This window comes from Spirulina subsalsa FACHB-351, assembly GCF_026130165.1.
GTDB classification, from domain to species: domain Bacteria; phylum Cyanobacteriota; class Cyanobacteriia; order Cyanobacteriales; family Spirulinaceae; genus Spirulina_A; species Spirulina_A subsalsa_A.
Genome location: NZ_JAIHOM010000130.1, coordinates 1 through 12,591, shown reverse-complemented (window position 1 = coordinate 12,591; position 12,591 = coordinate 1). Strand labels below are relative to the sequence as shown.

At 47.5% G+C, this 12,591-nt stretch carries 13 protein-coding genes; 7 read left to right on the top strand and 6 right to left on the bottom strand.

Annotated features, from left to right (window positions below; all coding sequences use genetic code 11):
• Positions 1-169 precede the first annotated feature (169 nt).
• A complete protein-coding gene (gene ispE / locus K4A83_RS19165) occupies positions 170-1,108 on the bottom strand; it encodes a 4-(cytidine 5'-diphospho)-2-C-methyl-D-erythritol kinase (RefSeq protein ID WP_265266284.1) in 939 nt (312 codons plus the stop codon).
• Between the two features lie 49 nt (positions 1,109-1,157).
• A complete protein-coding gene (gene rsmA, locus K4A83_RS19160) occupies positions 1,158-1,967 on the bottom strand; it encodes a 16S rRNA (adenine(1518)-N(6)/adenine(1519)-N(6))-dimethyltransferase RsmA (protein WP_265266283.1) in 810 nt (269 codons plus the stop codon).
• Positions 1,968-2,235: 268 nt separating this feature from the next.
• On the opposite strand from rsmA, the gene K4A83_RS19155 reads away from it, so the two are divergent.
• The 4 genes from K4A83_RS19155 to K4A83_RS19140 all read left to right on the top strand — a co-directional run bounded on the left by K4A83_RS19155 (position 2,236) and on the right by K4A83_RS19140 (position 4,799).
• Positions 2,236-2,436, top strand: a complete 201-nt coding sequence (locus tag K4A83_RS19155) for a hypothetical protein (RefSeq protein ID WP_026079479.1) — start codon at positions 2,236-2,238, stop codon at positions 2,434-2,436.
• Positions 2,437-2,851: 415 nt separating this feature from the next.
• Positions 2,852-3,433, top strand: coding sequence for a response regulator (locus K4A83_RS19150; RefSeq protein ID WP_265266281.1), 582 nt, complete (start codon positions 2,852-2,854; stop codon positions 3,431-3,433).
• A 156-nt stretch (positions 3,434-3,589) separates the two neighbouring features.
• Positions 3,590-4,003 (top strand): hypothetical protein, encoded by a 414-nt coding sequence (locus tag K4A83_RS19145; protein WP_265266280.1) that lies wholly within the window; start codon positions 3,590-3,592, stop codon positions 4,001-4,003.
• Between the two features lie 241 nt (positions 4,004-4,244).
• Complete coding sequence (locus K4A83_RS19140) at positions 4,245-4,799, top strand: Uma2 family endonuclease (protein WP_265266279.1); 555 nt, start codon at positions 4,245-4,247, stop codon at positions 4,797-4,799.
• 83 nt (positions 4,800-4,882) lie between these two features.
• Here the strand turns inward: K4A83_RS19140 and purU are convergent, their stop codons facing one another.
• The 3 genes from purU to pyrE all read right to left on the bottom strand — a co-directional run bounded on the left by purU (position 4,883) and on the right by pyrE (position 7,053).
• Positions 4,883-5,737, bottom strand: a complete 855-nt coding sequence (purU, locus tag K4A83_RS19135) for a formyltetrahydrofolate deformylase (RefSeq protein WP_265266278.1) — start codon at positions 5,735-5,737, stop codon at positions 4,883-4,885.
• A 120-nt stretch (positions 5,738-5,857) separates the two neighbouring features.
• Positions 5,858-6,490, bottom strand: coding sequence for a Holliday junction branch migration protein RuvA (ruvA, locus tag K4A83_RS19130; protein WP_265266277.1), 633 nt, complete (start codon positions 6,488-6,490; stop codon positions 5,858-5,860).
• Positions 6,490-7,053: an orotate phosphoribosyltransferase gene (gene pyrE / locus K4A83_RS19125; protein WP_265266275.1), complete on the bottom strand. Its 564-nt coding sequence runs from the start codon at positions 7,051-7,053 to the stop codon at positions 6,490-6,492. Before pyrE ends, ruvA begins: the two co-directional genes overlap by 1 nt.
• A gap of 242 nt (positions 7,054-7,295) precedes the next feature.
• Here pyrE and K4A83_RS19120 point away from each other — a divergent pair, with 242 nt between their 5' ends.
• Positions 7,296-7,745 carry a hypothetical protein gene (locus K4A83_RS19120; RefSeq protein ID WP_265266274.1) on the top strand — a complete coding sequence of 150 codons (450 nt, stop codon included), beginning with the start codon at positions 7,296-7,298 and terminating at the stop codon, positions 7,743-7,745.
• A gap of 7 nt (positions 7,746-7,752) precedes the next feature.
• Here K4A83_RS19120 and priA read toward each other — a convergent pair whose 3' ends face one another.
• Positions 7,753-10,242: a primosomal protein N' gene (priA, locus tag K4A83_RS19115; RefSeq protein ID WP_265266273.1), complete on the bottom strand. Its 2,490-nt coding sequence runs from the start codon at positions 10,240-10,242 to the stop codon at positions 7,753-7,755.
• Positions 10,243-10,958: 716 nt separating this feature from the next.
• On the opposite strand from priA, the gene K4A83_RS19110 reads away from it, so the two are divergent.
• Positions 10,959-12,086, top strand: a complete 1,128-nt coding sequence (locus K4A83_RS19110; protein WP_265266272.1) for an RpoD/SigA family RNA polymerase sigma factor — start codon at positions 10,959-10,961, stop codon at positions 12,084-12,086.
• A gap of 66 nt (positions 12,087-12,152) precedes the next feature.
• Complete coding sequence (locus K4A83_RS19105; RefSeq protein WP_265266271.1) at positions 12,153-12,374, top strand: hypothetical protein; 222 nt, start codon at positions 12,153-12,155, stop codon at positions 12,372-12,374.
• Positions 12,375-12,591: the final 217 nt, after the last annotated feature.

Here is a 12,591-nt window from a genome sequence, read left to right as displayed (position 1 = left end):
GGGGAGCAGGGGAGTCGGGTGTAATGTCATTGACTAACTTTGACTAACTTTAGCCAGAAACCGGGTTGCATTCATTGTCTAGTTTTCTCGATACACCCCAGCAAAAACCCGGTTTCTCATGTCAATTGTCAATTATCAATTCCCTGTTCCCTGAGTTATTCAGCCAGCCCTAAGCTAAATGGATACCTTGACTAGAAAATTGTGTCACCCAAAGCCCTAAATCGGGATTCCCAATCTGTTGGGCGACGGTTTCTTTCACTTGTTCAGCTTGGCTTTGGGACTCACAGAGGGCGAAAACCGTCGGACCCGAACCGGACATCATGGTACCGAGAACGCCCGCTTGAGCAAAGGCAGCGCGGAGGTGGGCAACGGCGGGATATTGGGGTAAAACCACCTTTTCGAGATCGTTGTGGAGGTGTTGGGCGATGCCTCGACCGTCATTGTGAGCGATCGCCTGCACCAAGGCCCCAGACTCCACAATAGCCGCCCGGTGGTGGAATTGCTCGGCTTGGGTTAAGTAAGTTTCTCCAAATTGTTGGCGATAGGTTTGATAGGCCCAAGGAGTAGATACTTCCAAACTTTGATATTTCCCTAACACCACCCACCAACCTTGAGGATTATGGAGAGGGTCTAACTGTTCACCTCGTCCGGTGGCTAAGGCCGTCCCCCCAGCGACACAAAAAGGAACATCTGACCCCAATTCCGCCCCCAAGTCTTGTAATTCCGGTTGAGTAAGTCCCAATTGCCAGAGAAGGTTTAACCCCACTAACACGGCCGCTGCATCGGTTGACCCCCCGGCCAGTCCGGCGGCGAGGGGAATATGTTTTTCTACGGTAATGTCCACACCGCCCCAATTATTAAAGGCATGGGGAAAGCGTTTTTCCATGAGTTGAGCCGCTTTGTAGGCGAGGTTGTGCTTTTCGTCGAGTTGGGGCAAATTACACCGGACACGGGTCAGGGGGAGACTGCTACTCTGAACGGTGATGCGATCGCACAGGTCAATACTTTGTAGAATCATCACTAACTCATGGAATCCATCGGGGCGATCGCCGACAATTTCCAAATAGAGGTTAATTTTAGCCGGAGCAAGGAGTGTATAGCGGTTCATAGGGATCAGGGGGGGAATAATTAGGAAATACAGCCTTTCTCACGGGCTATCAATCCCCAATTTTATTACTGAGGGCGATCCAGTCGTCAACTCCAAGATTTTCCGCCCGGGATTGGGGATTGAGGTTCAATTCAGCAAAACACTGATTAATCCTCTCCTCGGGAAATAACCCCTTTAAATTATTGCGCAGCATTTTCCGTTTACTGGCGAAACCCACCTTGACAAGGGTGGCTAATTGTTGGGGAGATTGGGCCTGATGTTCTCGCTTAAAAGGACGCAGCCGCACCACGGCGGAATTGACCTTGGGGGGCGGAGAAAAGGCTTTTGGGGGAACTTGACAAATCTGCTCACATTGGGCGAGATACTGCACTCGCACCGACAGCGCGCCAAAGTTTTTCTGGTGAGGTTCGGCACAAAGGCGATCGCAAATTTCCTGTTGCACCAACAACACAATAGACTCGTAAGGCATGGCTCGCGGTTGCTCAATGGTGCCTAACAAAAATTGTAAAATCGGCCCGGTGATATTGTAGGGAATATTAGCCACCACCTTATTAGGATTTTGGAAACGGGGAAAATCCGCCAGCATTCCCTTGAGGTCTAGGGTTAAAATGTCCCCTTCCAACAACAGAAAATTCTCCGTTTTTCCGAAACGATGCACCAAACGGCGCACCAAATCCCGGTCAATTTCCACCGCCACCAGAGCCTCCACCCAAGGTAACAGACGGTCTGTGAGAACTCCCTGTCCTGGGCCAATTTCCAAAAGGCGATCGCTCTTTTTCAACTCCGCCGCCGTCACAATTTCCCCCAAAACCTGCTCTGACTTCAGCCAGTGTTGTGCAAAACGTTTTCGCGCCCTCATCACGTCCTCCCTACAATCATTCAGTAAACAGCAAACCGTAAGATGTGGGAATAATTAATAATTCCCCTGACCTTGACAACATGACATTCAAGCCTAACTTGTCAAGACTGCAATTCCCTACATCCCAAGGAGTACCTCTTGTGATGTATATCACGATACTAAGTAATTAAACTCACTTCGTTCTTAAGATTTAATCACTCTCTCTCCAGAGAAAATTTGAGATACTATGGCTGTGATTCAAATCAGGGTAATACGTTGGAGCCATCCCATGTCTATTTCACTTCAGGAAACACCAACCTATATCGAAGAGTTCGTCAATCACATTTTGACCACTCGCCGTATCACACGCCAAGACCAGAGCCGTTTAATGTCTCTCCTTTTCGATAATGTGTTAGGCGACCAAGAGCAGCGCGTTGTCAACCGGATTTTTGATGCCCTTCATCAAGGAACCGTCCGCGTTGTGGATTAATTCAGTATTCTACAGGACTAAATGGAGACTAAACCCGGAGTCAACTTAGCTAAAAGACCAAGAGCCGAAGAAAAGCCCATGAGATTGACGGGAAAGTGCAGAATTGGTCTAGGGAATAGCTCCAGACCCAAGTTTTTATGGAATGGATTTTAGTCTTTGATTGATTTAGACATGAATCACGGTAAGGGACTGCGCTATAATCGATTGCATTGTTGGGACTCCAACAGTAAGCATGAAAATCAAGCGTCAAAAAACTCCTGCGGAAGGCGGGAGTCTGCCTGTGGACGCTGAGTAAGACCAAAAGGATTTGATTCTGGAGGCTTCGGCGGTTGAAGCAGGAAGCCCCGATTGTAATCTGTGATTCAATCGTTGGCACTTCACTCGTTGATCATAATCACCTCTCAAGGAGTCAGTCGTGGCCACTCAAAAGATATTAGTCATTGACGACAGCCGGGTTATTCGACGAATGGTTAAAGATATGTTGCCTGCGGGTAATGTAGAAGTCATTGAAGCGAAAGACGGTGTAGAAGGCCTGGATTTAATTCACAAGGAGCATCCCAACCTGATTATGTTGGATTTTTTGCTCCCGAAAAAGAGTGGCTGGGATGTTTATCAAGAGCTACAAAAAGACCCTCAATTGTGTTACATCCCCTTGATGTTGATGTCAGGGCGCAAGGAAGAGGTGACAGAAAAACTCCCAGAACCCTTCCAATTCTTTGCCTTTGTTGAAAAGCCCTTTGAGAAAAAACAACTCGTCGGGGCGATTAAAGAGGCTATGCAAAAAGCCGCCCAGAAGAAAAAAGCGGTCCCCGCTCCCGCAGGCGCTCCCCCGGCTGCTGCTCCTGCGGCCGCCGCGGCTCCGGCAGCTGGGGATAGAGCATCCAGTGCTGAAATTCAAGCCCTCAAGAAACAAATGGCACAGATGCAAGGCGAAATCAATTTGTTGAAGAAGCAATTAGGACAAGTTGTCACTCTCATTAAGCAAAAGTTGAAATAATCTCTGGTTGAAATAATCTCTAACTATGCCGCCAGATGTCCTGAACCCGGTTTTAGCTGAAAACGCGGGTTTTTTCCTTTTGCTTACCTTAAAAAGGGTAGAATGATGTATAATGTTAAACATTCTTAACATTGTAGCTTTTTTAAAAAACCATCCATGAGTGTTGTTCCTCCCGTTTTACCTGCCATTAGCGCAGCGATTATGATTACTTGTTTTTTCGCCATTGCCTTTGGATTTATTTTCAAGGATATGCTGGAATATCAAGTGGCGTTGTGGAATATTAAGCGCCAAACCCAAGCAACCATTAATTACAAAAATCCCAGTTTGATTGTGGCTTATTTAGCCTTGACAGTCTTTATGACGCTCTTTGTCGGGGAGTGTCTTTCCGTGTTTCAACTCGGGTATTTATTCGCATCAATTTTAGCTGTTGTAGTGGTTATTCCCACGGCGCTTTTAGTGTGGGTGCAACTGGGAGAAATGTTGAAGCTACTGGCTATTGGTGGGTCTAAGGCTATTGATATTGATAGCTATTTATCCATGCCGGAGTTGGAAGCTAAGGCAAAAAAATAAAGGCAACAAGCGTAAATTATTAGTTATAGCGTTTCCCAATCATTGATCAACTCTCAGAGAAGTTTCTCATAATACTTCAAGCTCCTTGTACCCCTTGTGTAGATTACAAAACTCAAATGGAAACGCTATATCAATTTCCGAAGGGAAAATTTGCTTGTAGTGGGTAGCTAAAACTCTTGTAAGAGTGCCTATTACCACATCCTGACTTCCTATCTTTTATGACCTAATTGCTGTTTCAAAAATGCAATTACTAACGAAAAAGTTCACAGTTGAACAATATCAAAAAATGGGTGAAATGGGTATTTTTTCCCCAGAGGAACGGGTTGAGTTAATCAAGGGAGAAATTATTGCAATGTCACCCATTGGTTTACAACACGCGGTAGTTACGAATCGCTTAACTAATTTTTTCCCTCGTCAATTGGGGGACAGAATCATTATGACGGTTCAGAATCCCATCCGACTCAACAATTCATCTGAACCTCAACCTGATCTTTCGTTACTTAAACCCCGTACAGATTTTTATGCTCAAAAATTCCCGACTCCAGAAGATGTTTTACTGTTAATTGAAGTGGCTGATTCTAGTCTTACCTATGATCAGGAAATTAAAATGCCGCTCTATGCAGAAAATGGGATTCCTGAGTTCTGGCTTATTAATCTGAATCGTCAGGTTTTGACGGTGTATCGAGAACCAGATGGAAAAACCTATCAACACCAGCAAAATATTGGGGAAAATCAAGGTATTGCTCCTTTAGCTTTTCCTGATTTAACCATTGATTTTAGGATCATTTTTGGTTAAGCTCATTGAAAATTTTTAAATCTTAATTATGGCTTTCTGGAGAATGGTCAGATTGAGTATCTGTTAGGAAAAATAAGACTCCATTAGGCAAAAACAACAGTACGGTTTCCGTAAACTAACACCCGATTTTGTAAGTGGAATCGGACTGCTCTGGCTAAAACTAACCGTTCTAAATCTTTACCTTTACGGATTAAATCTTGTACGGTGTCCCTATGGCTAATTCTTACGACATCTTGCTCAATAATGGGGCCTTCATCTAAATTAGCGGTGACATAGTGCGCTGTTGCACCGATAATTTTAACTCCTCGTTCGTAGGCGCGTTGATAGGGATTAGCACCGGGGAAAGCGGGTAGAAAAGAGTGATGGATGTTAATGATTTGAGGAAATTTACTCACAAAATCTGCGCTTAAAATTTGCATATATTTGGCTAAAACGACTAAATCAATCTGATACTTTTCTAAAAGTTCTAATTGTTTTGCCTCTTGTTCTAGCTTGGTTTCTTGGGTGATGGGAACATGATGAAAATCTATGCCAAATTGCTCGGCAATGGGTTTTAATTTGGCATGATTACTCATGATTAAGGGGATGTCTACGGTGAGTTCTTTGGCTTGCCAGCGCCAGAGTAAATCGAGTAAACAATGATCTTGTTTTGTCACCCAAATGGCGAGACGGGGGATAGTGTCGGAAAAATGGAGTTGCCAAGTGGCGTTGAGGGGTTTAGCGATCGCACCAAAGGCCGGATCAATCACTTCGCGGGGTAAGTTAAAGCCTTCTAACTGCCATTCTAAGCGGGTTAAGAATAATCCTTGTTGGAAATCCGTATGTTGATCCGCATGGATAATATTGCCCCCGTAGGAGTAAATAAAATCAGCAATTTTGGCGACTAATCCCTTTTGATCAGGACAGGAAACCAATAACGTCGCAGTGGAATTGTTCATAATCGTCCTCCAAGAAACCCCTTCCCGTCAGTGGAGTGGGGTTGTTGACAAAAGTTCCTTTGTGGGTGAGATGGGGTTAAGTCCCCCCTCTGTTTTCCTTCACGAATCCTCACCCTCAAGCTACTGACTCAACCAAGCAATGGCACTACGAATCCACTCCTCCGGTGCTGGATTTTTCATTAACTGGGCATCCCCACTTAAGACAGAAAAGGCCTGTTCGATTTCGTCGTTATCATAGCCCAATGCCAATAAAGTCATCTCCACATCGGCTTGAATTTCCGGGGAAGGGAGGGGAGAATTTCCACTCAAAACTACCCCAGATTTTTCCCGCCATTGAGCTAATTTGGTGCGCAATTCTAGGGAAATTCGTTCGGCGGTTTTTTTGCCCACTCCGGGGGTTTTAGAGAGGGTGTTGATATTGCCTGCGACGATAGCTTGAACCAGATCCGCAATGCCGAGGGTGTCAATGAGTGCGATCGCCAACTGGGAGCCAATGCCACTCACACTAATTAAATGGCGGAATAAATCCCGTTCGGCAACCGACTCAAACCCGTATAAAATAAAGGCATCCTCCCGTACTTGTTGATGGGTAAACACCTGCATCTCCTCCCCCGTCTCTAGGGTAATATGCCGCCCCCAACGGGAGGGAATTTGGATCTCATACCCTACCCCCTGCACCTCCAGCCACAAGAGGACTCGACCATTGAGACTTTTGACAATCGCGATCGCCTTCCCCTTCAAATAAGCCAGCATTAACCCCTTAACTCCTGCGTTCTCCGTTGTAAATCCTCAATCCGGAACAGCGCCTCAAAGGTCAATCCTTGAGACTGATAAAATTCCCGTCCTCCCTGTTCCCGATCCACCAAAGCCATCACCTGATTGACCCTATATCCCGCATCCCGTAAGCGTTCCACCGCCAACATAGCTGACTTACCCGTTGTCACCACATCCTCCAACACCACCACCGAGGCCCCGGCATCTAAACTCGGCCCCTCAATATAGGCCCTCGTGCCGTGTCCTTTGGCTTCCTTACGCACAATCAAGGCCGGAATAGGCTGATTTTCTAAGGCAGAGACAACACTCACAGCCGTGACAATGGGATCTGCTCCCAAAGTCAATCCGGCCACCCCTTGAGTCCCTGGAGGTAAAGATTCCCACAACAAACGCCCCACCATTAAAGCCCCTTCTGCCCGGAGTGTCACCTGTTTTCCATTGATATAGTAGGTGCTGCGTTGCCCAGAAGACAGGAGAAAATCCCCCTCTTGATAAGCGTATTGAACCAATAAATCTAATAATTGTTGACGCAATTCAGTCATGGAAAACCTCACGAAATCAGGAAAACCGCCTTTTCGGGATCGGGCGGTTAGGATCGGGGATTATCCCTACCCCCCTTCATTTTCGCATTTCCTTGTCTGTTCTTGACTGTGAAGTTCTCCCCTGCTAACCCTTCGGGTATAACGGGCGACCCCTGCTGACTTTAGGTTGGGTTAAGCTCAGAGGCGGTCGTGTTAAGATCGAGGGACTTTGTAAAGCACAATTGTTGTGAGGACTTAAATAAATGATCTGGTTGCGATCGCACTTCTGGCTTTCCACGGGCGTTACTGCTTTATTTCTCAGCAGTTTGGCCACCCCAGCGTTAGCCCAATTTATCTCCACCCCCATCGGCATTAACCCCATTCGCCTAGACCCCATTCCTGAAGCCTTTAAACGTGCTTTAACCTTTAGTTCTCAAGATGCCTTTTCCACCACCTTCACCACCGGACGACAAATTGATTTTCTCTTTGGATTGGGGGGCTTTCCTGAAGTAGAACTCAATCGTGATATTTCCTTAGTTCATAAAATGTACGAAGATGTTTTAAGGCAACAGTATTCCAGCGGCCCGATTCTCCGTTCCCCTGACCTACAAAATCCCTACAATTCATCACTACGCACCAATCCCCTCTATACCCAGCCCGGACAAGCTTCACCGGGGGGAGAATTTGTCCTCCCTCGCCCCTTTTTGCCTTAAGACATTCCTAGTTCATCATTAACGGGTCTACATCAATCATTAAACTGACCGACCGGGGGCAAAGATCCCGTAACTGCTCCAAATTCAAGGACTCCGATTGCTCACGGGGCAGCTTTAACAAAATTTGCCAACGATAACGGCGATTAATGCGCATAATCGCCCCCGGAGCCGGTCCCAATAACTCATAATCCCGCTCCCCTAATAACGTCCGACAAGCTTGGGCGACCCATTGCGCCGTACTTTGCACATCTCCCTCATCCAAGCCACTCAAACGCAGCAAAATTAACCGACAATAGGGGGGATAATGGGCGCTCCGTCGCTCCCCTAGAGCGTCTTGGGCAAAACGGCTATAGTTATGCTCCCGCACCGCTTGAATTACGGGATGGTCTGGGCTATAGGTTTGAATAATCACCCGACCGGGATCCGCCCCCCGTCCCGCTCGTCCGGCCACTTGGGTTAGGGTTTGAAAAGTTCGTTCTGCGGCGTAGTAGTCCCCTAAAAACAGTAACCCATCGGCCGCCACTACACCTACTAGGGTTACTTGGGCAATATCCAGCCCTTTGGTCAGCATTTGGGTTCCCACTAATAAATCGGCCTCTCCTTGGGCAAATTGGGTTAATAACGCCCGATGAGAGCCTTTGGTGCGGGTGGTATCACTATCAAAGCGAATGACGCGCAGTTCTGGAAACAATCGGCTTAATTCTTGGCTGACTTTCTGGGTACCCGTGCCGAAAAATTTGAGGTAGGGGGAACCACATTCTGGGCATTGGGGGGGCTGGAGTTGGGTGTGGTTGCAGTAGTGACAGCGTAGGAGTTCCGTGGCCAGGGCGTGGGTGTGGTGATAGGACAGGGACACATCACAATGGGGGCATTCAATGACGTAGCCACAACTACGACAGGAAACAAAGGTACTATGACCCCGACGGGGAATAAACAAGATCCCCTGTTGGTTGTTCTGTTGGAGGTTTTCTAGGGCGGTTTGCAGGCTTTGGCTGAAGATGGAACGGTTGCCCTGTTTGAGTTCTTTCCGGAGGTCTACAATTTCGATGGGGGGTAGGGGGCGGGAGTAGATGCGTTCGGGGAGGGAGAGGTACAGGGTGGAATTTTGGGGGTTTTCTTGGACTCTGACCCAAGTTTCTAGGGCTGGGGTGGCAGATCCTAAGAGGAGGGGGCAATTTTCCAATTTGGCCCGCCACTGGGCGACGGTGCGGGCGTGGTAGGTGGGGGCGGGTTGAGTTTGTTTAAAGCTGCTGTCGTGTTCTTCGTCGAGGATGATTAGACCGAGATGGGGGAGGGGGGCAAAGATAGCGGAACGGGTGCCGATGACCACTTGAGGCTCTCCGGTGAGCATTTGCCGCCAAGTGTCGTAACGTTCGCCGTCGGAGAGGGCGCTGTGATAGACCCGAATGCGATCGCCAAAACGGGCGCGAAATCGATCGGTGAGTTGGGGGGTTAGCCCAATTTCTGGGACTAAAACGAGGGCGGATTTCCCTTGTTCTAAAAGAGGTGCGATCGCCTGCAAATAAACCTCTGTTTTCCCGGAACCCGTCACCCCATGTAACAGAACCTCCGCAAATCCCCCACAATCCGCCAAGGTATTGAGGGCTTGTTGTTGCTCCCGACTCAGGATTTTCGCCTCATCTCGCCCCTGTTCTGGATCTTGGGAAAAACGCAACATTTCCCGCTCTTCAATCACCACATACCCCTCGGCCTCTAAGCGCTTGAGGGTTTTAGATGTGGTTTTAGCCAGTTGTACAAAATCCGTGAGCCACATTTCCCCCCCTTGTTTTTTCAACAGGCGTAAAATCTCCTCCTGTCGTTTGCTCAAGGAGGGGGAGAAGTGATGGGAAACTAGGGTAATGGCTTGTTTTTGCAGGGCTTTAGTCGGGGGAGGATAGTCCAGATAACTCTCCACCCAGCCCCGTTTCAGCAGATCCCGTAAACCCTTCCGCCCTTGGGGGATTTGCTTCTGTATATATTTGGCCGTGTAGTCCCCTTGTTTTTGGGACTGAAGGAGGGTTAACACCGCTAAGGCAGCCGGAGAGCAAAACACCTCAAAGCCCGGGGGGATGGCATCGGACTGTAAACGGATGCGGCGCTGCGATCGCTGCAATAAACCCGGCGGTAAAGCCCCCTTAACTACCGTAATGAAGGGCGTATAGTAATAATCCGCCACATTTTGTAACAATTCCCAATAATGAGCCGGAAAAAACCCCACCGCCACCACATCCTCAATCTCGCGCACCTTCTGGGAATCCAAACCCGGCGGGAGTTGCGTCACTTCCCGCACCACAATTCCCCCCACCATCTGCCCCCCCAACGGCACCGTCACAATATCCCCCGCTTCTGCCTGTAAATCTGGGGGAGTTCGATAGGTTAACGTTTCTTCAATTCCCGGACAATCAACCAAAACCTCCAGCCATCGGTCATTTGCGGGATTAGGATCGTAGGTTGTTTGGGGTTCACAGAGTAGAACACCACAGGAGGGATTGGACATGATGTAATTCTTGTGCTTTGATGATGAGAAAAAAGAATAACACACTCACTGTATATGGGTTTTCCAGAAAACCCACAGGGTCATTGATTCGTTTCTCCCTTATTCTCCGTTCTTTCCCTCATGTCTGCAACTAGAGGGGATTGTCACCTAGTCTCTGGGGTTCTAATCACACTCAATTTTCCGGGAAAATCTGGACAAATGTTCCGTTGAACGGTCATTTTGTAATCAGATAAACAAATCAGAAAAACATTTCTGGTAGCCTGATAAACAATCTTTCTCTAACTTTCTCGTGGATCGGACTTGTCGTAGTCCAAGCCGATAGCTCCAACCTTACACTCTCGCCGGGTAGTTTCCCATCCGGTAGATTGGGGATTTTCTTCCTCATTCCGCGATCGCACCACTCAAACTACACTACCAGACCGAGAACAGCCAATTACTACAGTTTACCTGCCTCAATTTCTGCTCATCCCGTTTGATTTCGCTCAACTTCTAATTCGTTAATCTGTAAACCTCTAATCTCTAAACTTCTTCTCCCTCAATTGGACTGGCTCTCTAGATTGCTCTAGATCATCAAATTTGTTCCTTGTGAACTTTGTTCCTTGTGAACCCTCGTCTGATCTCTAGCTCAAGTCAGGTTTGCCACCTAGTCCCATCCTTTAGTCATTCGGCTAATCCTTTGATCCCACTGACTGTACACCCTATATTTATACAGAGTTATGAGCCTCGCGGAATTTAAACCCAACAACCTGCAAAACGACAATAATAAGATTGTCGAGATCAATAATATTGTCGAAATAGCCGCCTCGGGATCACCCGTCGCCATCGGGGATCGGAATCCCTCTGCTAATCCTACCTTAACTCTGACCAAAACGAACCCAAAAACAGGTAGAGTCGATAGCGATGACACAGTAGGCGCGTTTTTCAAAGAAATGGCGCGCTATCCCCTGCTTAAACCCGATGAAGAGGTGGAACTCGCCCAATGTGTGAAAGCGGTGGTGGCCATTGAAGAATTGCGCGAAGAACTCGAAGAACAGTTAGATCGTCCTCCCACCTCTACCGAAGTCGCCAACGCTTTGGGGATCACCGAGCGGCAACTGGAACAACGTCTCTATCAAGGACGAGTGGCCAAGCGGAAAATGATCCGTTCTAACTTGCGTTTAGTCGTCTCCATTGCCAAACGTTATCTAAATCGGGGTGTTCCTTTCCTCGATTTAATTCAAGAGGGAGCCATTGGCCTCAATCGAGCGGCTGAGAAGTTTGATCCCAACAAAGGTTATAAATTTTCCACCTATGCCTACTGGTGGATTCGTCAGGCGATTACCCGCACCATTGCCAATGATGCCCGCACCATTCGCCTCCCCATCCATATTGTGGAGAAACTGAACAAACTCAAAAAAGCCCAACGTATTCTGAAACAACAATTAAAGCGCAATCCCAAAGAGGAAGAACTAGCGGCTGAATTAGATGTTACCCCCAGTCAACTGCGGCATTTACTCCAACTGCGTCGCCAGTCTCTCTCTCTTAATCACCGAGTCGGCAAGGGGGAAGATACGGAACTGGTGGATCTCTTGGAGGACAATGATTTACAACTGCCCGAGGAGCAGATGAGTGAAATCATGATGCGCCAAGAAATTGGGGAAGTGTTGAGTGATGTTCTCACGGAACGGGAAAAAGATGTAATTTCCCTGCGCTATGGTTTGAATACCAGTCAGCCTTACACCTTAGAAGAAGTGGGAGGAATGTTCAATTTATCCCGGGAGAGAGTGCGTCAAATCCAAAGTAAGGCCATGCGTAAACTTCGCCGCCCCCAAGTTGCCCGCCGTTTAAAAGGTTGGTTATCCTAAGTGAACAGTCAGTAAACAGCAGATCCATCCTCGCCAACGGCAGGATGGAGTAGTTCGCGTCATCTCATGTCTAAGAAAAACGAAACCACTATTCTAGCGATCGCGCTTTTCGTAACATTAGGTATTGTTGGGGCTGGATTCTACTTCCTACGCCCCTTTTTCTTCTCTGGAGATTCCCCTAATTTACTCGCCCCTAGCCAATCAGGAGACTCAGGGAACTTTCCCTTAATTCGCTCCATTAATGCCCACAGTAGCTCAGTAAATGCGGTTATCTGCAATGTCGGGTGAAGACCCTCGGTTTTACCGACGGGATGAAACCCGACCCGTATAGAAACAGCGAAGCACGACTCTTTAGCTAAGGCTCAGGGATCACTAGATCATGACAATTTGTGCTGTATATGTTAGTATACATCTAGTTGTTTGAGGTCGATAAACAATGATTGTCTTGGAAATGAAAGCAGTATTAAAACCAAATCAGTCTACTGCCATTGATGATGCCATTCGC

Bases quoted from the DNA above. Each gene is read 5' to 3' on its own strand.
- K4A83_RS19140 (WP_265266279.1), top strand. From the start codon at position 4,245: ATGCAATTACTAACGAAAAAGTTCACAGTTGAACAATATCAAAAAATG.
- ruvA (WP_265266277.1), bottom strand. From the start codon at position 6,490: ATGCTGGCTTATTTGAAGGGGAAGGCGATCGCGATTGTCAAAAGTCTC.
- K4A83_RS19155 (WP_026079479.1), top strand. From the start codon at position 2,236: ATGTCTATTTCACTTCAGGAAACACCAACCTATATCGAAGAGTTCGTC.
- priA (WP_265266273.1), bottom strand. From the start codon at position 10,242: ATGTCCAATCCCTCCTGTGGTGTTCTACTCTGTGAACCCCAAACAACC.
- K4A83_RS19105 (WP_265266271.1), top strand. From the start codon at position 12,153: ATGTCTAAGAAAAACGAAACCACTATTCTAGCGATCGCGCTTTTCGTA.
- rsmA (WP_265266283.1), bottom strand. From the start codon at position 1,967: ATGAGGGCGCGAAAACGTTTTGCACAACACTGGCTGAAGTCAGAGCAG.
- purU (WP_265266278.1), bottom strand. From the start codon at position 5,737: ATGAACAATTCCACTGCGACGTTATTGGTTTCCTGTCCTGATCAAAAG.
- K4A83_RS19145 (WP_265266280.1), top strand. From the start codon at position 3,590: ATGAGTGTTGTTCCTCCCGTTTTACCTGCCATTAGCGCAGCGATTATG.
- ispE (WP_265266284.1), bottom strand. From the start codon at position 1,108: ATGAACCGCTATACACTCCTTGCTCCGGCTAAAATTAACCTCTATTTG.
- pyrE (WP_265266275.1), bottom strand. From the start codon at position 7,053: ATGACTGAATTGCGTCAACAATTATTAGATTTATTGGTTCAATACGCT.
- K4A83_RS19110 (WP_265266272.1), top strand. From the start codon at position 10,959: ATGAGCCTCGCGGAATTTAAACCCAACAACCTGCAAAACGACAATAAT.
- K4A83_RS19120 (WP_265266274.1), top strand. From the start codon at position 7,296: ATGATCTGGTTGCGATCGCACTTCTGGCTTTCCACGGGCGTTACTGCT.